Source organism: Pseudarthrobacter sp. L19, assembly GCF_050859435.1.
In the GTDB taxonomy this organism is placed as follows: Bacteria; Actinomycetota; Actinomycetes; order Actinomycetales; family Micrococcaceae; genus Arthrobacter.
Window position 1 is genome coordinate 528,359 of sequence record NZ_CP193935.1, and the last position, 22,620, is coordinate 550,978.

Consider the following 22,620-nt stretch of genomic DNA (forward strand, 5'->3'; position numbering starts at 1 on the left):
AGCGGTAGCAATTAAGCGACGAACGGTAAGGCCGCGACTACTTCCCGAGGCCGGCCCGGCGCAGGGCTTCGGCCATCGCGGTGTTCCCCGGCGCCGGGGCGGCAGGCGCCTTGGCTGCCGACGCCGGCCGTGGCCCGCGCGGGCTCCGGCGGTCGCCGTCGGACGCACCCCGCCGGTCGCCGCCGCCCTGGCCGCCGGACGGGCGCTGCGCGCCGCCGCCCGACCCGCCCTGCCCGGGTTCGTCGTCGAGCCGCAACGTCAGGGAGATGCGCTTGCGGTCGGGGTCGGCCTCGAGCACCTTGACCCGGACCACCTGGCCGGACTTGACCACCTCGTGCGGGTCGGCGACGAACCGGTTGGCCAGCGCGGAGACGTGGACCAGCCCGTCCTGGTGCACTCCGACGTCGACGAACGCGCCGAACGCCGCCACGTTGGTGACAGTCCCCTCCAACACCATGCCCGGCACCAGGTCCGAGATCTTCTCCACGCCCTCGCGGAAGCTCGCCGCGGCGAACTCGGGCCGCGGGTCACGGCCCGGCTTCTCCAGTTCGGCGATGATGTCCCGCACCGTGGGCAGTCCGAAGCTGCCGTCCACGAAGTCCTGCGGGTTCAGCGCCGCGACGCTGCCCGCACCGGCGGCGGCCTTGATCCGGCGCGCCAGCGGGTAAGACTCCGGGTGCACGCTGGAGGCGTCCAGCGGCTCCGCTCCCCCGCTGATCCGGAGGAAGCCGGCGCACTGTTCGAAGGCCTTGGCACCGAGCCGCGGTACCTTCTTCAGCTCGCTGCGCTTGGCGAAGGGGCCGTGCTCGTTCCGGTACGCCACGATGTTCTCGCTCAGCAGCGGCCCGACGCCGGCCACCCGGCTCAGCAGGGCCGGGGATGCGGTGTTGACGTCCACGCCGACGGCGTTCACGCAGTCTTCGACGACGGCGTCCAGGCTGCGGTCCAGCTTCGAGGCCGTCACGTCGTGCTGGTATTGACCGACGCCGATCGACTTGGGTTCGATCTTGACCAGCTCCGCGAGGGGGTCCTGCAGCCGCCGGGCGATCGAGACGGCACCGCGCAGGGAGACATCCATGCCGGGCAGCTCCGCGGCGGCGAGCGCCGAGGCGGAGTAGACCGACGCTCCGGCCTCGGAGACGACGAGCTTCTGCGGGGCGGTACCCCCGGCCCCGAGCTGCTTGATCAGTTCGGCCGCGAGCTTGTCCGTCTCGCGGGAGGCGGTGCCGTTGCCGATCGCGACCAGTTTTACCTCGTGTTTGCGGGCCAGGGCGGTGAGGGTGCGGAGCGCGTCGTCCCATTTCCGGGCCGGTGCGTGCGGGTAGACCGTGTCCGTGGCGACGACCTTGCCGGTGCCGTCCACGACGGCGACCTTCACGCCGGTCCGCAGTCCCGGGTCCAGGCCAAGGGTGGCCTTGTTTCCGGCCGGGGCGGCGAGCAGCACGTCGCGGAGGTTGGCGGCGAAGACCCGCACGGCCTCGTCCTCCGCGGCGGCGAACATCCGGCTGCGCAGGTCACCGCTCAGCCGGGTCAGGACGCGGGAGCGCCAGGCCTGCTGGGCGGTCTGCAGGAGCCACGCGTCGGCGGGCCGGCCGCGGTCGGCGACGCCGAGGAACCTGGCCACGGCGGCCTCGTACCGGGCGCGGGCGGCGGCCAGGGCGGCGTCGTCGTCCGGCGCCGCCTCGCTCAGGTCCAGCTCGAGCACCCCGTCCTTCTCGCCGCGCAGCAGCGCGAGGACCCGGTGTGAGGGCATCCCGGCCGGCGCCTGGGCGAACTCGAAGTAGTCCTTGAATTTCTGTCCCTCCGCCTCCTTGCCCTTCTTCACGCGGGAGACCATCCGGCCCTGGGTCCAGAGCCGCTCGCGCAGCGTCTCGGCCAGGTCAGCGTCCTGCGCGACCCGTTCGACCAGGATGGACCGGGCGCCGGCGAGTGCGGCGGCGGCGTCCCCCACGGCGTGCTCGGGGTTGAGGTAGCGGGCTGCTTCCCGCTCCGGGTCGCGGTCCGGGTGCTTGAGAAGCGTGTCCGCGAGCGGCTCCAGCCCGGCCTCGCGGGCCGCCTGGGCCTTGGTGCGGCGCTTGGATTTGAAGGGCAGGTAGATGTCTTCGAGCCGGGATTTGGTCTCGGCGCCGTCGACGGCGGCCTCCAGTTCCGGGGTGAGCGCGCCCTGCGCGGCGATCGCCTCGAGGATGGTCCGGCGGCGGTCCTCGAGTTCGCGCAGGTAGCGCAGGCGCTCCTCAAGGGTGCGCAGCTGCGTGTCATCGAGGGTCCCCGTGGCTTCCTTGCGGTAGCGGGCGATGAAGGGCACCGTGGAGCCGCCGTCGAGCAGGGCCACCGCCGCCGCGACCTGCCAGGCTTTGACGCCCAGTTCCTCGGCAATCAGGGTCTCGATGGCGGTGGCTGGGCGGTGCTGGGAGCTGGAGTTCACCCAGCCATTTTGCCCTATCCGGGCTCGCGCACGTCCTGGACCACCTCGTTGTGGCGCAGAAACCAGGGCTTGAACGGCGGGTCGAACCGGGCGAACCGCGGCGGCCCCACGGGGGTCAGGCCGGCCAGGGCCAGCGCCGCGTGCAGGCCCTCGAGGCGGCGCCGGAACGCGTCCTCCGTGCCCGTGCCGGAGAAGCGCACGGCGGCGGCAAGGGACCCGGGTACGGAGCGGATGTGCACTTCGGGGCTGGTGGGCACCGGCGCTGTCTCCGCCGTCATGCCGGCCGGGAGCACGAACGCCACGGCGAAGTCCGCCGGGCCGTCGCTTCCCGGCAACGGGCCCTGCTGCAGCACAGGCGCGGTCATGGCGATCTTCTGGCCGGGTCCGGAGGCCTGCAGCACCGGGGCGGTCATGGCTACCTTCTGCCCGGCGGTGTTGGCGCCGCTGATGTAGTTGAAGAGGTAGCGGAAAGCCGCGTTGCCGGCCCGGTCGAAGCGGGCGTTGACCTGCGCCTCGGCCACGACGTGGGCGGGGTAGCGGCGGAGTTCGAAGTGCGGATAGCGACGCACCAGGTCAAAGGGCTGCTGTTCGGTCATGGTCGTACCGACCCTACGCCGGTCCTCGCGGCGCGGCCAGACCCGGCGGCGGCATCGCCCTCCCGAGCGGGGCCAGACGTCTTTCTTGTCAGTGGGCTTTGGTAGCTTGGCAAAAGAGGCAGGCGGACAGAAACGAGGCGGGGACACAGTGTTTTTCCTTGAACCGGAAGTACCCGGCGCGGCCCCGGACTTGGTCTACTCCGCGAGCGACCTGGTGGTGGCCGCCGAGTGCGAGTACCAGCTGTTGCGCAAGCTGGACGAGAAGCTCGGCAGGGCGGCGAAGGCCGACTTCGGCCCCGACGAAATGCTCCAGCACGCGGCCGTGCTGGGCGACGTGCACGAACACCGGGTCCTTGACACCTTCGTCGCCGAGTTCGGCCCATGGAATGCGGAGCGCGGGGCAGGAGTGTACGACGTCGTCCCCGCCGAAGGCATGGACCGCACCGCCCTGGTAGCCAAGCACGAAGAGTCCATCGCGGCGCTGCGGGCCGGCGCCGACGTCGTCTTCCAGGCCGCCTTCTTCGACGGGCAGTTCCACGGCCGCTCCGACTTTCTGGTCCGTCAGGACGACGGCGCCTACGCGGTGTTCGATACCAAGCTGGCCCGCCACGCCAAGGTGACCGCCCTGCTGCAGCTGGCCGCCTACGGTGACCAGCTGCTCAAGGCCGGCATCGACGTGGCCCCGGCCGTCACCCTGGTCCTCGGCGCGACCGTGCCGTTGCCCGGCGGCGGCTTCGATTACGTCCGGAGCCACCACAAACTGGCGGACATCCTCCCCGTCTTCCGGGAGCGGCGCGAACGCTTCCTTTCCCTGACCGGGGCGCACACCGCCCAGCCAGGACCCGTTGTGTGGGGCGCGAACGGGATCAGTGCCTGCGGCCGCTGCGACTACTGCCGGGAGCAGGTGGCGGCCACAGACGACCTGCTGCTGGTGGCGCGAATGAACGCGGTGCAGCGGAAAAACCTGCACGCGCTGGGAATCTACACGGTGGCGGAGCTGGCGGAGGCCAACCTGACCGGCGCCTCCCCCACGCTGCAGCGGCTGCAGGAACAGGCCCGGATCCAGAGCGGGCGCGGCCCGGCGGACGGGGAGGTCCGGTACCGCAAGGACGGCGAGGAGCACACGCTGCGCTACGCCGTGCTAAGTCGGAACACGCTGGCGGAACTGCCGCCGCCCAGCCCCGGGGACATCTTCTTCGACTTCGAGGGCGACCCGCTCTGGCAGGATCCGGCCTCCGGGGTCTGGGGACTGGAATACCTTTTCGGCGTCATCGAGGCGCCCACCTCGCCCGGCGCGCCGGGGGTCTTCCGTCCGTTCTGGGCCCACAGCCGTGAGGCGGAGAAGCAGGCGTTCCTGGACTTCCTGGACTACGTCGAGAAGCGCCGCAGCGAGTTTCCCGACATGCACGTCTACCACTACGCGCCGTACGAGAAGACGGCGCTGCGGAAGCTCTCGGTGCAGCACGTCGCCGGCGAAGACACCGTGGACCAGTGGCTGCGCGACGGGCTCCTGGTGGACCTGTACCAGACGGTCCGCAACAGCATCCGGATCTCGGAGAACTCCTACAGCATCAAGCGGCTCGAGCCGCTCTACATGGGCAGCAACCTCCGCACCGGGGACGTGAAGGACGCGGGCGCCTCCGTGGTGGCCTACGCCCACTACTGCGAGGCGCGCGACGCCGGCCGGGCCGAGGAGGCGGCGGCGATCCTGGCCGGCATCTCGGACTACAACGAGTACGACTGCCTCTCGACCCTGGAACTGCGGGACTGGCTGCTGCGGCGGGCGGAAGAACGCGGCATCTCCCCCGCGGCGGGCGGTATGAGCGGGCCGGCGACGGCTGGTGACGGCTCGGCTGTGGGACAGGGCGACGCCGCAGGGTCGGCAGCTGCCGACGGCTCCGGAGATGAGAAGGGTGCCGCGGAAACGGTGGGGCCGGCCGAAGCCGCGCTCCTCCGTTTCGCCGCGCCCGACTCCGGCTTGGCCGAGGACGACCGCAAGGCCGTCGCCATGCTGGCCGCCGCCGTCAGCTACCACCGGAGGGAACGGAAATCGTTCTGGTGGGCTCATTTCGACCGGTGCGAACAGGGACCGGACACCCATGGCGAGGACCGGAACGTCTTCCTGGTCGAGTCCGCGGAGATCCTCGATGACTGGCGGCAGGAAGGCCGGAAATTGCCGGAGCGCCGGGTGAAGCTGACCGGCACCATCAGCCCGGGATCGGACCTGCGCGAAGGCAGCAAGTGGTTCCGGATGTACGGCCACCCGCTGCCCGCCGGACTTGAAAGCACCGGCAAGAGCGGGGCCGGCCGCAACGGCTGGTTCGGCACCGAAGTCCTGGAACTCGGCGATGAGGACGGCAAGGACACGGTCATCATCCGGGACCGGCTGCACCGAAACATCGAGCCATACGCAGACCTGCCGATCGCGCTCACCGAAGACCAGCCGATCGCTACCAGGAGCCTGGAGCAGGCGCTGGAAACGTTGGCCGCCGACATCGCCGCGGGTTTGGAGTCGGGGACTCTCCCGCGGCACCCGGCCCTCGACCTGGTCCGCCGGCTGCCGCCCCGGCTGGTGGGAGGTTCTCCCCTGCCGCAACCCGGGGAGGGACCCGACCGGTTCATCGACGCCATCACCGGCGCCGTGCTGGGCCTGGACCGCTCCTACCTTGCCGTGCAGGGCCCGCCCGGGACGGGAAAGACCTACGTCGGTGCCCGCGTCATCGCCCGGCTGGTCGAGCGCGGCTGGAAGATCGGCGTCGTCGGACAATCCCACTCCGTCGTGGAACACCTCCTCAGCACCGCCACCTCGGCCGGCGTCAGCCCCGCCCTCGTGGCCAAGGACGTCAAACACTCCGAGCCCCTCCCCTGGGAGGCCCGGAGCGCCAAGGGCGTGTCCGCGCTGCTCGCCTCCCGGGGTGGGGCGCTGATCGGCGGCACCGCCTGGACCCTCACCGGCGCCACCGTCCCGGCCGGAGCCCTGGACCTGCTGGTGATCGACGAGGCCGGGCAGTTCTCGCTGGCCAACACGCTGGCGGTGGCGCAGGCAAGCAGCAGGCTCTTGCTGCTGGGCGACCCGCAGCAACTGCCGCAGGTCAGCCAGGGCCAGCACCCGGAGCCGGTGGATGAATCGGCGCTCGGCTGGATCTCCGCGGGGCACGCCACGCTCCCACCGGAGCTCGGCTACTTCCTGGCCGACTCGTGGCGGATGAACTCGGCGCTCTGCCGGGCCGTCTCAGAGCTCGCCTACGACGGCCGGCTGCGGTCGGCGCCGGCAGCCGACCAGCGCCACCTCGACGGGGTCCCGGCCGGAATCGAGACGGTCATGGTCCCGCACGCCGGCAACACCACCTCGTCCCCGGAAGAAGCGGCGGAAGTCGTCCGCCAGGTCCGGCTGCACCTCGGCCTGATGTGGCACACGCCGGCGGAGAGCCGGCCGTTGGGGACCGCGGACATCCTGGTGGTGGCCGCCTACAACGCCCAGGTCAACCTCATCCGGGAGGCACTGAATCGGGCCGGTCTGGGCGGTGTCCGGGTGGGCACGGTGGACAAGTTCCAAGGCCAGGAGGCGGCGGTGGTGCTGGTGTCGATGGCATGCTCGGCCGTGGCCGATGCACCGCGCGGCATGGAATTCCTGCTATCCCGCAACCGGATCAACGTGGCCGTTTCCCGGGGGCAGTGGCGCGCGGTCATCGTCCGGTCGCCGGAGCTGACCCACTACCTGCCGCCGCAGCCGGCATCGTTGGAGCAACTGGGCAGCTTCATTGCCCTGTGCCAGCGATCGGTCGGAACCGGCACCGGGGCTTAGACGCCAGGCGGCGGAGAGGAAGGGAATTCCTCTCCGCCGCCTGCTGGCGCCCCGTTGCAGCCGGGGCCGCCGGGATTTAGTTCTGGTAGAACGGGTAATCCGTGTAACCTTCGGCGCCTTCGGCGTAGAACGTGGACTGGTCCGGCTCGTTGACCGGCAGTCCTTCACGCCAGCGGCGGGCCAGGTCCGGGTTCGCGATGGCCGGGCGGCCCACGACGACGGCGTCGGCGTGGCCGTCGGCGACCAGCGAAACGGCCTCGTCACGGGTGGTGATGACGCCGAAGCCGGTGTTCAGCAGGAACGGGCCGTCGAAGCGGGAGCGAAGGTCCTTGACCAGCTCGCTGTCAGCGTCCTTGTGCAGGACGCTCAGGTAGGCAAGCTTGAGCGGCGAGAGGGCGTCCACCAGGATGCCGTAGGTCTCGCGAACGTCGGCTGCGTCGGTTTCGGTGGCGCCCTGGACGTTGTGTTCCGGGGAGATGCGGATGCCTACGCGGTCCGCGCCCACGGCGTCGACGACGGCCTGGGCCACCTCAATGACGAAGCGTGCGCGGTTCTCGGGGGAACCGCCGTAGTTATCATCGCGCTGGTTGGCGGCGGGGGTGAGGAATTCGTGCAGCAGGTAGCCGTTGGCGGAGTGCAGCTCGACGCCGTCGAACCCGGCCTCGATCGCGTTGCGGGACGCGCGGACGAATTCGTCGCGGATGGACGACAGTTCGTCGGTGGCGAGGGCCCGCGGCACCGGGAAGGACTGCTTGCCTTCGTAGGTGCGGGTGACGCCGTCGATCGCGATGGCGCTCGGGGCGACGACCTCGTGGCCGCCGGTGGTGGCCTCGTGGGTGACACGGCCGGCGTGCATGACTTGGGCGAAGATGCGTCCACCCTCGGCGTGGACGGCGGCGGTGACGTCGGCCCAGCCCTTGAGCTGTTCCTCGGTGACCAGGCCGGGCTGGCCCGGGAAGCCGCGGCCGGCTTCGCTGGGGTAGGTGCCTTCGCTGACGATCAGGCCGAGCGATGCGCGCTGCCGGTAGTGCTCAGCTACCAGCGGGCCCGGGACGCCTTCCTTGCCGGAGCGCAGGCGGGTCAGCGGCGCCATGACGAGTCGGTTCGGGAGCTCCATTTGGCCAACGGTCAAAGTGGAAAACAGCATGCGCGGTTCCTTTCGCTGTGGATGATGTCCACGTAGAACAGCAAGGAGGCGCGTGCAACTATTCCGGCTGAGACTCGAATCACTTTCACTCGGGCTGGGGTCACGGGCCGATCAGGGCGACGGCGGGGCTCCGGCGGGGCAGCCCTGGCCTTGCGGGTTGCGGAGGCAGTCGTCGGCGAAGTTCCGGGTGATGGACCGCCACACGCTGACAGTCTGCGAGGGGCCGCTGAACTGCCCCTGTCCGGGGATGGGCAGCGGCGGGCCGCCGTTGACGGAGTACGTTCCCTGGAAGTGGGTGGTCAGGACGACGCCGAAGTCACCGGTCTCGGCGTAAGCGTGGCTGGTGGCGGTCTTTTCTCCCCAGCGTTCCTGCGGCAATGGGCCGCCGGCCGCCGGGGTGGGTCCCAGCGAGGTGCCGTCCCCGTACGTCCAGGTGTACTGGACGGGGGTGGCGGTGACGTGGACGGCCTGGTTCAGGATGGTGATGTCGAATTGCTGTGCCGCCGACTGGGCGAAGAAGTTGGTTTCGGCTCCGCGGAGCGTATGCGGGCTGGGTTGTGCGGTGGCCTGCCCGGGGTTGATCGGCAACTTTTGAAACTCGGTCTGAATCATCGCGGCAATGCGCGGCAGCAGATCCGCCGGTTTTGGATCGAAGAGGCAGGTTGGCCCCGAGTGGAAGCTCCACACCGGATTGGGCACGCCAGCCGGCGCTTTGAGCCAGACGACAGGGATTCCGGGTTTTCCGTCCGGGCCGGATTTACAGTCGACCAGATCGCTCAGGCAAACGGTGTCGAACTCTCCCCCGCCCAGATGACATTGGAGTTCGTATTTGTATTGGTAGGGGTCATTTGCGAGAACTCCAGATCCCAGTGGCGCGAATTGCCCGGTTTCAGGGTCCAGCCGCCAGCCACCAACATTGACTCCCTGATTTCCGAATCCTGCGTCCGTCCCTTCGTCGGCGACCGCCGCGCCGGAAGCCCGGAAGAGCAGAGATAAGCCCAGCGCCAGCACAATGAACAGCCGGGATAGGCGACGTTTTGGCTTCATCGGATGGGGTGCAATCCCGCCACCCGCCACGCTGCGTCCTTAAAGACGGCGAGCATCACATTTCCGGTGTCGGAGGGCGGGGTGGCAGCGCGGAATTCCGAGCCATCACTTTTGTAGTACGCGATAGCAGACTGCCGAACCTGCACGACAACCTGATAATAGGCGTTCGCATCCGGGCCAGCGTTTCCGGTGATCGAGGGAGTCGCGATTTTTCCTCCGACGAGCCACCTATCGGGTTGGTAATTAGTGCTTATGGACTTGGCAACATTCGAGCACAGCTGGCAATCGCTCGAGGTGATCGCATCCAACCGGCTCACATCTCCGGTTTCGTACCCATAGCTGAGCACCTCGAACCAGTACTTCGCAAAGGCCTCGAGCCCTTCCTTGGTCTCCGCTTTGGCGGCCTCGGGCAGGACAGGGACGGGGACGTTCTGGGCGCGGCCGGCGGCATCGGCCGGCTTGTAGGCGGGTGCGGCAGAAGCCGTGGCCGACGTGGTTGCCGGCGATGGCGAGGCTGAGGATTCCGCGGGGGCCGCCGTCGTCGGCGCCGGTGGGGGCGACTGTCCGCCCGAACAGGATGTCGTTCCGATCAGCGCGGCAAGAAGGAAGACTGCTGCGGCTCCGAGCCGGCGAGGCATTGGACTATGAGATGGCATGTTCAGCTGATCCCCCAATAGAAAATCATGACGCCTGAAATCCAAACAATGCCTAAGGGTAACTGAACCGCAGACCCCCGGTAAGAGTTATCCACAGATCATTCGGGCCGCTCAACTTCGAGGCAAACAGTTCCTTTCGGCCTCTGGCGTCCTTCTACGCCGAATAGAAGAATGAGCCCATGATGTTCGAACACGCTGAAGGTCAACCGATCCTGACTCTGGCCGAGGATCAATGCTGGAAACTCATCGAAGGCACCAAGCACGGGCGGCTTGTGGTCACCGTCGGCGGCGAACCGGACATCTTCCCGGTGAATTACGCCGTCGCGGACCGAAAGCTCTATCTGCGCACCGCCCCCGGCAACAAACTCGCCGAGCTGACCATCAACGCCAAGGTCCTCTTCGAAACGGACGGCATCCTCTCCGAAGAGGCCTGGTCGGTGGTGGTGCGCGGAACCGCACGCACCCTGGAACACTCCGCCGAGATCGCCGCCACGGAGGCCCTTCAGCTCAAGCCCTGGGTCCCCACGCTCAAGGACTTCTACGTCGAGATCGCCCCCACCGCCCTTAGCGGACGCCACTTCCAGTTCGGCGAACACCCGGAACGGGACATCTAAGGCAGAGCCTCAAGAAGAGTCACCCACCGGAGGCAGGGCCGGCCGCGGCCGGCAGGCCTGCCTAGACTTAACGCATGGCGGACAGTCTGACCCCGGAGCGGCGCAGCTGGAACATGTCCCGCATCCGGGGCAAGAACACTAAGCCCGAACTCCTGGTCCGAAGGCTGCTGCATGCCAAGGGCTACCGCTACCGCCTCCACGGCACCGCCCGGGGCGGCAAGCTCCCGGGCAACCCGGACCTCGTGTTCGCCGGCCGGCGCAAGGTCATCTTCGTCAACGGCTGCTTCTGGCATTTCCACGACTGCCGCGTGGGCCAGCACGCGCCCAAGAGCAACGCCGAATTCTGGGACACCAAACGGAGCCGCACGAAGTCCCGGGACGCCGAACAGCGCCAGCGGCTCGAGGAGCTGGGCTGGGACGTCCTCACCCTCTGGGAGTGCCGCATCAAAGATCTCCCAGCGTTGGAAGCCGAGCTGGAATCCTTCCTCGGCCCGGACACGGCCGGCAACACAAAGCACCACGCCAACGTGACGCACGACACGCCGTCGAACCCTTCACGCGCCGCCTCCGCGTCCTAGGCCTTACCGGCCGGTAATCTCGGCTTCGCCGGCACTGCCCCAGTGCCGGTTTGCTGCAACCCGCCGTCGTGCGCCGTTGACGATTTCGGGGTAAGAGACCTGTGCCGGTATGCTCGCGTCGGAAATATCTGGGCCCTGCCCAGAGACAGTCCCGCGCACCTGGGCTAAACTCGGCATTCGGGGAACTAGGACTCTATCGGTCAGTACGTCGGGGTACTACTCACTCCTCAGGAGAAGCACGATGCCACACCTATTGTTGTCCACCGAGGCCCGCCCGCTGCACGCGGTTCGCAGTCCGGAGGCCGCGTCGGAGCTCGATCCCCTCCGCCGGCAGGTGACCGACATCATCGACGCCATTCTTTCCGACGAGAACCCCGAAGAGGCACTCGTCCGGGAACGTCTCCGCCAGCATGTGGCGGACAATCCAGGCCAGCCCGAGAAGGCGTTGCTGAACCACCTGCTCTCGGTTTCCACCACCGTTCAGGATGGCACGGCCTAACCACAGGCCACCGGCCTAGCGGCTGATGGTTGCCTGACGCACCACTTCGCCCCACGACTGCTGGGCCAGGTCCGCCACCGAGGCGAGAATCTGCGCTGGCGGCTGGGACAGGTCAAGCGGGAACTCCACCACGTCGATGTCCGTGTTCAGGATCCGGCGCAGCTTGATCTCCCCCGACCCCGGGTAGATCAGCCAGGCGGTAGGCACCCGCAGGGACGTGCAGTAGGCCAGCATCCGGTAGTGGTCCCCCGAGAGGGAGGCACCGACGTCGGACGCGGCCTGGTATTTGGCGTCGTACACCATCACGGGGCGGCCGCCGAGCAGGTGCACCGCGCCGGGCTGGACCATGATCCGGTCCGCGTCGTCCACCGCCTCGTTGAGCATGGCGTTGTACCGCAGCCGCATCTCCCCGGGAATGCGCCCATCGCCTCGCGCAGGGCGACGCCCACGAAGTCGGAAAACACCTTGGACATGTCGACGACGAACGACGCCGCCTGCTGCTTGCCGTCGCCGGCCTCGGCCGAGGCGTTGCGCAGGATGAGTTCGGCCAGGCGTAGCGCCGGATGGTACCGGACATTCATCCGGCTGGCCCGCCACGGCGGCAGCGGCGCCCCGGACTGCAGCCGGGTGACGGCGTCGAGCTTGCCCTTCAACCGCCGCAGCCGGCTCAAGACTTCCGCCCGGACCCCCGGCACCTGCGACATCCGCTCCAACGCCGCGCGCAGGATGCGGTTTTCCGGGATGTCCTCGGTGAATTCGTCGTAAGAAACCTCCAGCGGCACCAGCATGCCGGGCCGCCGGGAAATCTGGTCCGAGATCCGGATCCTGCCCTTGACGGTCCGCAGCGATTCGTCCACGTTCAGGTACCCCTGCAGGACGCCGCGGCTCAGCGCCTGGTCGGCGAGCTGGGCCAGGGACTCGGCCAGTGCGCTCCAGAGTTCGGCGTCCTCCACGGCGGCGACGGCGTCATCGCGGAAGCCCTGGTTCTCGGTGTAGCCGAGCAGGAACAGCAGCCGCGCCAGGCCGAGGCGCTCCTTGGGCCGGACCTCCAGCTGGACCGTGGGGGTGCGGACCGAGCCGACCTTCCCAACCGGTTCGATCCGGAACAGTCCCATGCCCAGCGGCGACGCCTTGGCCAGGCCGCTGTCGTTGATGTACGCGGCGCTGCCGGGATCGAGGCGCTCCACCACGCCCTGGGACAGCTCGTCCATGGCGATGTGCCGGACGGCCGACTGCCCGGCGGGGCCCGCGTGCCCGCCGTCGCCTCGCCCGGTGACCGCGCGTCGTCGGGCTGCCCGAAGCCCGGCTGCGCGGCGCCCGGCCGCGCGTACCCGTCCCGGAGGGCGCTAGACGCGGGCAAGGCGACCCATCAACTGCTCGAGCCCGAACCGCTCCTGCAGCTGGGCGCGGTTCAGCTGACCGTGGTAGTGCTCCTCGAGCAGCGGCATCAGTTCGTACTTCCAGATCCGCCGCAGCCCGGCGGGGGTCTGGGCGGCCTTCTTCATGAAGTAGGACGGTCCGATCATCAGGTCCCGGTCCCACTCGTCGATGGCGTTGTTCAGCTCATCGAGCAGCAGCGCCGGCGTCGTGTCGAGGCCGCGGGCCTGCAAGAACCGCAGCAGCGTCCCCTTCACGGGTTCGGTGCTGGGGTGCAGCTCGATGAAGGAGAACCGGCGCCGGATTGCGGCGTCCATCATGGCGATGGAGCGGTCCGCGGTGTTCATGGTGCCGATGATGTAGAGGTTGTCCGGGAGCGAGAACGGCTCGGTGGGGCTGTACTGCAGGTAGATCCGGTCGTCGCGGTACTCCAGCAGGAAGTACAGCTCGCCGAACACCTTGGCCAGGTTCGCGCGGTTCATCTCGTCGATGATCAGGAAGTAGGGCTTGTTCTCGTTGCCCGGCTTCGCGGCTTCCTCGGCCAGCCGGCGCAGCGGCCCGGCCACCAGCTTGAAGGACACCTGGCCCTCGTCGGTCTTGTCCGGGCGGTAGCCCTCGAAGAAGTCCTCGTAAGCGTACGAGGGGTGGAACTGCACCAGCTTGACGCGCTCGTCGCCGGTGTCGCCGGCGAGCTCCGCGGCGAGGTGCTTGGCCAGGTAGGTCTTACCGGTGCCGGGCGGGCCGTACAGCACCAGCTGCCGGTTCTCCTCCAGCATTTCGGCGATTTCCTGCAGCGGTTCCAGGTCCATGTGCAGGGTGGCGGCGAACTCCGGGGTCAGGGGCCGGAAGCCCTCAACCACGGGTTCGACGACGGCGGCCGGCTCGTCGCCGTCGAGGGTGTCACCCTCCGCCTCGGCCGGGAGCAGCGCCTCGAGCGCCTGGATCACACGGGTAACGTCCACGACGACGCCGGAGCTGGCCAGCTGCCGCTGCACGTGCCGGGGCAGCTCGGCGAGCTGGTGGTCGCCGTCGAACCAGCGGACCTTGCGGCGCAGCCGGCGGTTGTCCTCGTTCTGTTCGGGTTCGCCCAGCACCACGCCCACGCGCACCGCGCCGGCGCTCTGGTAGAGGGTGAGGTCGCCGGGCTTCATGACAGTCAGGAAGGCGAAGACGGCGGTCTTGGTGTCCTCGCGCTCGACGTAGCTCAGGTGCTTGTAGTCCTCGTCGACGGCGTGCTGGACCAGTCCCGCGGTGACGCCCGGGTCGAGCTGGCGGAGGTGCTCGACGTCGAGCGTCACCGCCTCCTCGTCCTGCCACGCGGCGAGCAGCTCGGCATTGTCGTGGTGGCTGCGCAGCAGCCAGGCGCGGCGGCCGGGGTCTCCCACCTTGCGCCACTGGCTGACCAGCTGCCGGGAGTACCAGTCGATCCGCTGTCCGGCCTGCTCGTCCAGGTGCAGGCGGATGCGGTGGATGTCGGCCGAGATTTCCTCGTCCGAGTCGCCCTTGGCGCCGCCGACGAGGGAGGCGAACGCGTCCCGGATTTCCTGGCGTTCGACGTCGGCCACGATCGGTTCGAAGTAGGCCGGCCAGACCAGGAATTCGATGCTGCGGCGGATCGCCGGCTGGTCATCGGGGGTGCCCATGGTCAGCTCGTGGAACGCCAACGGGTCCTTGATGGCGGCCTGCACGACGCCGGCGGGACGCTGCGCGACGTGGCGGACGAAGCGGCAGAGCCACTTCAGGTGGTCCCAGATGGTCCAGTTGAACTCGGCGGTGCGGTCACGGATAACGCCGTGATCCGTCATACCGGCGTAGAGCTCCTCCGGCAGGTCCAGGGGAGGCTCGAGCCAGGACGCGGCCTCGGCCACGCGGGCGCGCTTGACCTTGAGGGACTTGACCTCGTGGGCCAGCGGGAGGGACTGCAGGAACAGCAGTTCGACGGCGAGCTGCTTCGCGCCGCGGGTGGCTCCCTCAAGGTTTTCCCGCAGGTTGGTCATCATGGGTGCCTTGGGATCCGGGATGCCCCGTTCCAGCCGCTCCAGCAGCTCCGAGGCGGCGGCCACGGACCACGTCCGGGTGCGGCCGTCCAGCGGAGAGGCCTTGCCGAGCAGACCCGGGCCGAGCACAAACCACGCCGCGTCTTCGATTTCCTTGGAGATACCGAGGGCGCGGTGCATGGCAGGCTTTTTGTGGGGGGTCATGCCCTCCAATTTACAGGCTTAAGCTGAACGCCCGCATCACGGGGCGGCCCGCCGCCGGACCGTCCGGGACGTTCTCCAAGCGCCCGTGCGGGCTACTTGCCGCCGGCCTTACGCTTCACGCCGAAGGTGAAGTAGCTGCCCGGTCCGACGAAGTTCACCAGCGTGGCCACACGCCAGAGCGCCTTGCTGCCACGGATTTCCTCCGCCGGGCGGCGGGAGATGTCCCGTTGCGCCGCGACCAGGAGGGAGAGCTGAACGAGGGCCGCCGTGACGGTGCCGAACTTCGCCATCGGCGAGAGTTCCTTCCACGTCTTCTTCCTGCCCGCCGCTTTGCTTCGCTTGGCCATGGTCCTGCTCCTCGCTCTGGTCGGTTCTGGTGCCGATGCCCGTGGGGCGCGTCCAGTCCAGGGCGGCGCGGGCGGCCGGGGTAAGGGCCTCCCGCCCCGTGCCGCGGTGCGGAAACTCCGCGTTGTCAGTGGGCGGTGAACTGCTCCAGCTTGGCCTTCTGCTCCGGGGTCAGCCGCACCACCCGTCCGGTGGCTTCGTCCACGAAGGCCAGGTGGCTGCTGGCCTTGACGCAGTCCTCGCCGGTGACGGGGTCCTGGACCAGGTAGTGGATGTCGAAGCTGGCACCCTTGACCGCGCCGATCCAGAGCTGCACGAGGGCCGGGATGTTGCGGTACTCCAGGGTCCGGACGTAGCGGATGCGGTGTTCGACCACCAGCGCCAGGATGCCGGCGGGGACCTCGTTGAAGAGCGGGACCACCGGCTCCAGGCCGGGCAGTCCGGTGCCGCCGGGCGGCCCGAAGGCGGCGATGCGCGCCTCCTCCAGGATGCGGACCAGCTGGACGTTGTTGATATGGCCGTAGGCGTCCATGTCGCCCCAGCGCATCGGCACCCGCACCTCCAGCCGGCGCGGCTCCGCTCCCCCGGAGGCTGCGCTCCCGGCGCCTGCGCCCCCGGGGACGGGACCGTCGGTTCCGCCTGCCCCGGCCGCCGCGGCGCTCAGCTGCGCACCGGCGCCGGGCCGCCCGCGGCGTCGGCCAGTGCCGCCTCCGCGTCCTCGCCGGCGAACTGGGACATGTACAGCCGGTAGTAGGCGCCCTGGCTCTCGAGCAGCTCGGCGTGCCGGCCCTGCTCCACGATCCGGCCGGCCTCCATCACCAGGATGGTGTCCGCGTCCCGGATGGTGGAGAGCCGGTGCGCGATGACGAAGCTGGTCCGCTCGGTCCGCAGCGCGGCCATGGCCTTCTGGACCAGGGCTTCGGTGCGGGTGTCCACGGAGCTGGTGGCCTCGTCCAGGATCAGCAGCGACGGGTCGGCCACGAAGGCGCGGGCGATGGTGATCAACTGCTTCTCACCGGCGCTGACGTTGTTGCCGTCCTCGTCGATGACCGTGTCATACCCGTCCGGCAGGGCCCGGACGAAACGGTCCACGAAGGTAGCCTTCGCGGCGGCCATGATCTGGTCCTCGGTGGCGTCCAGCTTGCCGTAGCGGATGTTCTCGTAGATGGTCCCGCCGAACAGCCAGGCGTCCTGCAGCACCATGCCCACCTTGGAGCGGAGTTCGGCGCGGCTGAGCCGGGTGATGTCCACGCCGTCCAGGGTGATGGTGCCGGCGTTGAGCTCGTAGAAGCGCATCACCAGGTTCACCAGCGTGGTCTTGCCGGCGCCGGTGGGTCCGACGATCGCGACCGTGTGGCCGGGCTCGGCGGTGAAGGACAGATCCTCAATCAGCGGCTTGTCCGGGGTGTAGCTGAAGGTGACGTGGTTGAACTCCACGTGACCGTCGGTCCTGGCCGGCAGCTGGTCGGTGGCGGTCTCCGGATCCTGCTCGTCGGCGTCGAGGAACTCGAAGACGCGCTCGGCGGAGGCGACGCCGGACTGCAGCATGTTGGCCATGCCGGCCATCTGACCCAGCGGCTGGGTGAACTCGCGGGAGTACTGGATGAACGCCGTCGCGTCGCCCAGGCTCATCCCGCCGGAGGCCACGCGCAGGCCGCCGACGACGGCGATGCCCACGTAGCTGAGGTAGGAGACGAACTGCATCACCGGCATGATCATGCCGGAGACGAACTGGGCGCCGAAGCTGGCCTTGTAGAGTTCCTCGTTGCGCTCATCGAAGCGGGCCAGCATGTCCGCGTCGCGGCCGAAGACCCGGACCAGGTCGTGGCCGGAGAAGGACTCCTCGATCTGGCCGTTCAGCTCGCCGGTGTTTTTCCATTGCGCGGCGAAGAGCTTCTGGCTGCGCGCGCCGATGACGCCGGCGGCCACCCCGGAGAGCGGCAGTGCGATGAGGGCGATCAGGGCCAGCTGCCAGGACACGATGAACATCATGATGACGATGCCGATCACGGTCAGCGCCGAGTTCACCAGCTGCGCGAACGCCTGCTGCAGGGCCTGCTGGATGTTGTCGACGTCGTTGGTGACGCGGGAGAGGATGTCGCCGCGCTGGCGGGTGTCGAGGTAGTTAAGCGGCAGGGCGTTGAGCTTCTTCTCGGTGTCATCCCGGAGCCGGCGCACCACCCGCATGACCAGGACGTTGAGGACATAGCCCTGCAGCCAGAGGAAGATGTTGGCGACGAAGTACATCACCAGCACCACGCTGATGAGGAACGCGAGCTTCTGGAAGTCGATGCCGACGCCGGGGATCACGTCCATCCGGGAGAGCATGTCCGCGAAATTGTCCTGGCCCTGGGCGCGGAGCCCGGCGATGAACTGGTCCTTGGTGGCTCCGGCGGGGAGCTGCTTGCCGACGACTCCGCCGAAGATCACGTCCATGGCCTGGCCGAGGATCCGGGGCGCGACGACGTTGAGGACGACTGCGACGGTCACCATCGCCAGGACGGCGATGATGCCGGCGCGTTCGGGTTTCAGCAGGCCCATCAGGCGCTTCGCCGAGGGCCAGAAGTGCTGGGCCTTCTTTGCCGGGACGGCGCCGAACATGCCGCCGTCGGCCTCGCCGGGGGTGAATTCCTCCTCGACGAAGTCCTCGTCGACGGTGTCCGGTGCGTCCTGCGGGCCGGTCACGGTGCCGTCGAGAGGGGTTTCGTTCGGCGCGGTGCGGCCGAGCTTTTCGTTGGTGCTCACGCGATGGCCTCCGCGGTCAGCTGGGATTCGACGATTTCCTGGTAGGTGCTGGAGCTCTCGAGGAGCTCCTCGTGGGTGCCGCGGTCCACGATCCGGCCCTTGTCCAGCACCAGGATCTGGTCCGCGTCGGCGATGGTGGAGACCCGCTGGCCGACGATGATGACGGTGGCGTCCGCGGTTTTGGCTTTGAGGGCCTTGCGCAGCCGGGCGTCGGTGGCGACGTCGAGCGCGGAGAACGAGTCGTCGAAGAGGAAGACCTTGGGTTCGGTGACCAGGGCCCGGGCGATGCAGAGCCGCTGCCGCTGGCCGCCGGAGACGTTGGTGCCGCCCTGGGCGATCCGGGCGTCGAGGCCGTTCTTCTTCTCCCGGACGAAGTCGGCGGCCTGCGCCACGGTGAGGGCGTCCCAGAGTTCGGCGTCGGTGGCCTCGGACTTGCCGAACCGCAGGTTGTGGCCGATGGTTCCGGAGAACAGGTAGGGCCGTTGCGGGACCATGGCGACGCGGCTGGTGATCTCGGCACGGTCCAGGTTGGTGACGGGGACGCCGTCCAGGAGGACCTCGCCGGTGGCGGCGTCGAAGAGGCGCGGCAGCAGGGCCAGCAGGGTGCTCTTGCCCGCGCCGGTGGACCCGATGATGGCCACGGTCTGCCCGGGTTCGGCGGTGAAGCTGATGTCGCTGAGCACGGGGGCCTCGGCGCCGGGGTAGGCGAAGGAGACGTTCCGGAATTCCACCCGGCCGGCCCGGGCGGCGGGCGCCACGGGGGTGCCGGGTTCGTGGATGGAGGGTTCGACGTCGAGCACCTCGCCGATGCGGTCCGCGCAGACGGAGGCGCGCGGGATCATCATGGCCATGAAGGTGCCCATCATGACCGCCATCAGGATCTGGAGCAGGTACTGCAGGAACGCGGTCAGCGAGCCGACCTGCATCTCCCCCGCATCCACCCGCTGGCCGCCGAACCAGAGTACGGCGGCGGTGGAGATGTGCAGGATCATGCCGATCGCCGGGAACATCAGGACGAACAGCGAACCGATCTTGAGCGAGACGTTGGTCAGGTCCTGGTTGGCCGCGCCGAAGCGCTGCTCCTCGTGCGGTTCACGGACGAAGGCGCGGACCACGCGGATGCCGATGATCTGCTCGCGCAGGACGGCGTTGAGCCGGTCGATCTTGGCCTGCATGGAGCGGAACAGCGGCATCAGACGGACCACCAGGTAACCGACCACCACCACCAGCAGCGGCACGGACACCCACACCAGCCAGGAGAGGTTCAGGTCCTCGCGGAGGGCCATCACGATACCGCCGATGCACATGATGGGCGTGGCCACCATGAAGTTGAGCGCCATCAGCATCAGCATCTGCACCTGCTGCACGTCATTGGTGCCGCGGGTGATCAGCGACGGCGCCCCGAAGACGTTGACGTCTCGGGCGGAGAAGCTGCTGACCTTGCGGAAGACGCCGCGGCGCAGATCGCGGCCGAACGCCATCGCCGCGCGGGAGCCGAAGTAGACGCCCGCGATGGCCGTGACCACCTGGACCAGGGCGACGCCGAGCATCAGGGCGCCGGTGCGCCAGATGTAGTCGGTGTCCCCGCGGGAGACGCCCTCGTCAATGATCTGGGCGTTGAGGCTGGGCAGGTACAGCGCGGCGATGGTGGAGGCCAACTGGAAGACGACGACGGCCGCGATGAACGGCAGGTACGGCCTCGAGTAGCGCCGGATGAGGGTGAGAAGCATGCCCACTGGTCCTTCTGGAAGAAGCGGTTAATCCAAATACATGACAAAAGTAAAGCAGCAGGGGCCGACAGCCTTAGCCGTCCAACTCTACGAGGTCTTGGGCGCCGGCGGAACAGCGTCCGGAAAGGGAGACCAACGGCCCCGCACCTCCCCTCGCGGGAAGGTACGGGGCCGTCGGATGCGGGCTGCGACGCCGGGCGGTGCGCGGGGCTATTCGCCGCGGTGCCGGCCGTGGGTGGCGATGTAATCCGCGGCGGCGCGCTGCAGCTTCCGTTCCTTGGCCAGCTGGCGGCGGAGCGTGGTGAGCTGCTCGGCCACGCGGGCCTGTTCCGCGGCGATGGCGCGCTGCTCGGCGGCCTGGTCGTGCACCGCGCGGAGGGCATCCGCGAGCTGCACCTGCTGCTCGGCAAGCAGCCGCTGGGTCTGCATGAGCAGCTGCAGCACGTCGGCGTCGTCAGCCTTCGCGTCCGCCACCATGGTCCGGGACCGGAGGCGGGCGCCCTCACGCTCGGCGCGGGCGTCGGCGTCGTCGGCCGGGTCCTGCTCGCGGGCCGCGGCGGGGAACCGGGTTCCGCCGTTCCGTTGCCGGCTCAGGACCTCGATGAACTCGCGGTCCAAGTCCACGATCCCGGTAGGGGTGGTGTCCGTGGACGGCTCGCCGGAACCCTGGGCGGAACCCTGGCCGGCAGAACCGTGCGCGGCGACGGCGTGGGCGGCAGCCCCGGCGTCGATGTCCGCGCCGGAACCGGTGATCGCTCCGGATGCCGCGGTCTGGGCGGCGGGCTCGGCCTGGACGTCCACGGTGCGGCGCAGTGGCTTCTCCTTGATGAACAGGACCGAAACCAGCGCCAGGATGCCCACGATCGCCGAGATCATGAAGATTTCCGCCGTGGCGTCACCGTAGGCGGCGCGCATGATGTCGCGGATCTGCGGGGGCAGGTCCTTGAGGTCCAGGCTGCCTCCGGAGGAGCCGCCCTGGACGGGGATCCCGGCCGCGGCCAGGCCCTGGGTGGCGAGTTCCTTGACCCGGTTGCCCAGGACGGCCCCGAGGACGGACACGCCGATCGCGCCGCCGACGGAGCGGAAGAACGCGACCGAGGCGCTGGCGGTGCCGATGTCCGTGGCCCGGACGGTGTTCTGGACGGCGAGGACGAGGTTCTGCATCAGCAGGCCCAGGCCGAGGCCGAGGACCGCGGTGTAGAGGCCGGTGATCCAGAGGTCGGTGGTGTGGTCGATGGTTCCGGCGAGACCCAGGCCGCCGATCAGCAGGATGGAACCGGCGATCAGGTAGCGCTTCCACTTGCCGGTGCGGCTGATCAGCTGGCCGGAGAGAACCGAGCCGATCAGGTTGCCGGCGATCATCGGCAGGGTCAGCAGGCCGGCCTCGGTGGGGCTGGCGCCGCGGGCCACCTGGTAGTACTGGCCCAGGAACGCAGAGGAACCGAACATCGCGACGCCGACGGCGACGGAGGCCAGGATGGCCAGGGCCGTGGTGCGCTCGGAGATGATCTTGAGCGGGATGACCGGCTGCGCGACGCGGCCTTCGACGAAGACCAGCAGGGCCAGGAGGGCGATGCCGCCGCCGACCATGGCGACCGTCTGCCAGGACCACCAGTCGTAGTAGTCCGGGTTGCCGGCGAAGGAGACCCAGATCAGCAGCAGGCTGACGCCGGAGGTGAGCAGGATCGAGCCCAGCCAGTCGATCTTGGCGGGACGCTTGACGTGCGGGAGCTTCAGCGTGATCTGCAGGAGGATCAGGGCGATGATGGCGAGCGGGACGCAGACGAAGAAGGTCCAGCGCCAGCCCAGCGGGCTGTCCACGATGAAGCCGCCCAGGAGCGGGCCGCCCGCGGTGCCGACGGCCATGACGGCGCCCATGTAACCGGAGTACTTGCCGCGGTCACGCGGCGGGATCATCGAGCCGATGATGGCCTGCGCCAGGGCGGTGAGGCCACCCATGGCGATGCCCTGGATGACGCGGGCCGTGAGCAGGAACGGGATGGTCTGCGAGAAACCCGCCATCACGGAGCCGGCGACGAAGACGACGATGCTCAGCTGGACCAGGAACTTCTTGTCGAAGAGGTCCGCGAGCTTGCCCCAGATGGGGGTGGTGGCCGCGTTGGCCAGCAGCGCGGCCGTGATCACCCAGGCGAAGTCGGTCTGGGTGCCCTTGAGCTCCGACATGATGGTCGGCAGGGCATTGGCGACGATGGTGCTGCTAATGATCGCGGTGAAGAACGCTGCCAGCAGGCCGGTGAGGGCCTCCATGATCTGGCGGTGCGACATCACCACCTGCGGTGCGGGCTGCGGATTCTGCGTGGCTGTCGGGGCTGGCCCGGCGGCCGCTGCGTGACTGGCCATATCTTTACTCCTCAACAAAGGTGGTGGTATCGGTGGATCCGGCCGTCTTTGCCCGGGCCGAGTTCCGAAGGGACTCGGCAAGTTTTTCAGCGAGCGGGCGGTCTCTTCGACGTCGTCCTCGCTCCAGTCCTGCAACAGGGACTGCAGGCTGGCCGCCCGGTGTTCCTCGATGACGCGGAGCTTCTCCACGCCGGCCGGGGACAGCGCCACCAGCTGGGCGCGGCCGTCCTCGGGATCGGGCCGGCGCACGACGTAGCCGTGGTCGACCAGCTCAGACAGGTGCCGGCTGAGGACCGGCGCGCTGACGCCGAGCCGTTCCGCCAGGTGGGTGGCGCGGGTCTCGCCCTCCCCCACGAAGCGGAGGACGCCCTGAAGCGCGACGCCGGTATCGTCACCGCGCAGGCTCGCGGCGGCAACGCACCGGACGGCGCGCTGAAGATCAAAAATGTGGTGGACCAACTTGGCTGCAGTGGTCGATGCGACTGACATATGAG

At 68.9% G+C, this 22,620-nt stretch carries 15 protein-coding genes and 1 pseudogene; 4 read left to right on the forward strand and 12 right to left on the reverse strand.

Annotation, left to right across the window (positions count from 1 at the left end):
• Nucleotides 1-37: 37 nt before the first annotated feature.
• Both ACRQ5B_RS02370 and ACRQ5B_RS02375 read right to left on the reverse strand, forming a co-directional pair.
• Entirely contained in the window at nt 38-2,425 is a 2,388-nt protein-coding gene (locus ACRQ5B_RS02370) for a Tex family protein (protein WP_432396582.1), read from the reverse strand.
• Nucleotides 2,426-2,439: 14 nt separating this feature from the next.
• The gene (locus tag ACRQ5B_RS02375; RefSeq protein WP_432396585.1) at nt 2,440-3,021 is read right to left on the reverse strand and encodes an SOUL family heme-binding protein; all 582 of its coding nucleotides are present in this window, start codon (nt 3,019-3,021) and stop codon (nt 2,440-2,442) included.
• A 148-nt stretch (nt 3,022-3,169) separates the two neighbouring features.
• Here ACRQ5B_RS02375 and ACRQ5B_RS02380 point away from each other — a divergent pair, with 148 nt between their 5' ends.
• The gene (locus tag ACRQ5B_RS02380) at nt 3,170-6,826 is read left to right on the forward strand and encodes a TM0106 family RecB-like putative nuclease (protein ID WP_432396588.1); all 3,657 of its coding nucleotides are present in this window, start codon (nt 3,170-3,172) and stop codon (nt 6,824-6,826) included.
• Nucleotides 6,827-6,902: 76 nt separating this feature from the next.
• On the opposite strand, the gene ACRQ5B_RS02385 is transcribed toward ACRQ5B_RS02380, so the two are convergent.
• The 3 genes from ACRQ5B_RS02385 to ACRQ5B_RS02395 form a co-directional block, all read right to left on the reverse strand.
• Nucleotides 6,903-7,973, reverse strand: coding sequence for an alkene reductase (locus ACRQ5B_RS02385; RefSeq protein ID WP_432396590.1), 1,071 nt, complete (start codon nt 7,971-7,973; stop codon nt 6,903-6,905).
• 111 nt (nt 7,974-8,084) lie between these two features.
• Complete coding sequence (locus tag ACRQ5B_RS02390) at nt 8,085-8,561, reverse strand: PKD domain-containing protein (RefSeq protein WP_432396593.1); 477 nt, start codon at nt 8,559-8,561, stop codon at nt 8,085-8,087.
• Between the two features lie 455 nt (nt 8,562-9,016).
• Nucleotides 9,017-9,721: a DUF6318 family protein gene (locus ACRQ5B_RS02395; protein WP_432396596.1), complete on the reverse strand. Its 705-nt coding sequence runs from the start codon at nt 9,719-9,721 to the stop codon at nt 9,017-9,019.
• Between the two features lie 134 nt (nt 9,722-9,855).
• Here ACRQ5B_RS02395 and ACRQ5B_RS02400 point away from each other — a divergent pair, with 134 nt between their 5' ends.
• The 3 genes from ACRQ5B_RS02400 to ACRQ5B_RS02410 all read left to right on the forward strand — a co-directional run bounded on the left by ACRQ5B_RS02400 (nt 9,856) and on the right by ACRQ5B_RS02410 (nt 11,367).
• Nucleotides 9,856-10,290 (forward strand): pyridoxamine 5'-phosphate oxidase family protein, encoded by a 435-nt coding sequence (locus ACRQ5B_RS02400; RefSeq protein WP_432396599.1) that lies wholly within the window; start codon nt 9,856-9,858, stop codon nt 10,288-10,290.
• A 74-nt stretch (nt 10,291-10,364) separates the two neighbouring features.
• Nucleotides 10,365-10,868, forward strand: a complete 504-nt coding sequence (locus ACRQ5B_RS02405; RefSeq protein ID WP_432396602.1) for a very short patch repair endonuclease — start codon at nt 10,365-10,367, stop codon at nt 10,866-10,868.
• Between the two features lie 241 nt (nt 10,869-11,109).
• Complete coding sequence (locus ACRQ5B_RS02410; RefSeq protein ID WP_412882286.1) at nt 11,110-11,367, forward strand: hypothetical protein; 258 nt, start codon at nt 11,110-11,112, stop codon at nt 11,365-11,367.
• 15 nt (nt 11,368-11,382) lie between these two features.
• Here the strand turns inward: ACRQ5B_RS02410 and ACRQ5B_RS02415 are convergent.
• The 7 genes and pseudogenes from ACRQ5B_RS02415 to ACRQ5B_RS02445 all read right to left on the reverse strand — a co-directional run bounded on the left by ACRQ5B_RS02415 (nt 11,383) and on the right by ACRQ5B_RS02445 (nt 22,615).
• Nucleotides 11,383-12,578, reverse strand: a pseudogene (locus tag ACRQ5B_RS02415) (5-methylcytosine restriction system specificity protein McrC).
• A gap of 135 nt (nt 12,579-12,713) precedes the next feature.
• Nucleotides 12,714-14,945, reverse strand: a complete 2,232-nt coding sequence (locus ACRQ5B_RS02420; protein WP_432396606.1) for an McrB family protein — start codon at nt 14,943-14,945, stop codon at nt 12,714-12,716.
• Between the two features lie 92 nt (nt 14,946-15,037).
• Nucleotides 15,038-15,292 carry a hypothetical protein gene (locus ACRQ5B_RS02425; protein ID WP_412882284.1) on the reverse strand — a complete coding sequence of 85 codons (255 nt, stop codon included), beginning with the start codon at nt 15,290-15,292 and terminating at the stop codon, nt 15,038-15,040.
• Nucleotides 15,293-15,417: 125 nt separating this feature from the next.
• Nucleotides 15,418-15,837, reverse strand: a complete 420-nt coding sequence (locus tag ACRQ5B_RS02430) for an acyl-CoA thioesterase (RefSeq protein WP_412883223.1) — start codon at nt 15,835-15,837, stop codon at nt 15,418-15,420.
• Between the two features lie 113 nt (nt 15,838-15,950).
• A complete protein-coding gene (locus ACRQ5B_RS02435; protein ID WP_432398666.1) occupies nt 15,951-17,891 on the reverse strand; it encodes an ABC transporter ATP-binding protein in 1,941 nt (646 codons plus the stop codon).
• A gap of 140 nt (nt 17,892-18,031) precedes the next feature.
• A complete protein-coding gene (locus ACRQ5B_RS02440) occupies nt 18,032-19,765 on the reverse strand; it encodes an ABC transporter ATP-binding protein (RefSeq protein WP_432396609.1) in 1,734 nt (577 codons plus the stop codon).
• 210 nt (nt 19,766-19,975) lie between these two features.
• Nucleotides 19,976-22,615 (reverse strand): MFS transporter, encoded by a 2,640-nt coding sequence (locus ACRQ5B_RS02445; protein WP_432396612.1) that lies wholly within the window; start codon nt 22,613-22,615, stop codon nt 19,976-19,978.
• Nucleotides 22,616-22,620: the final 5 nt, after the last annotated feature.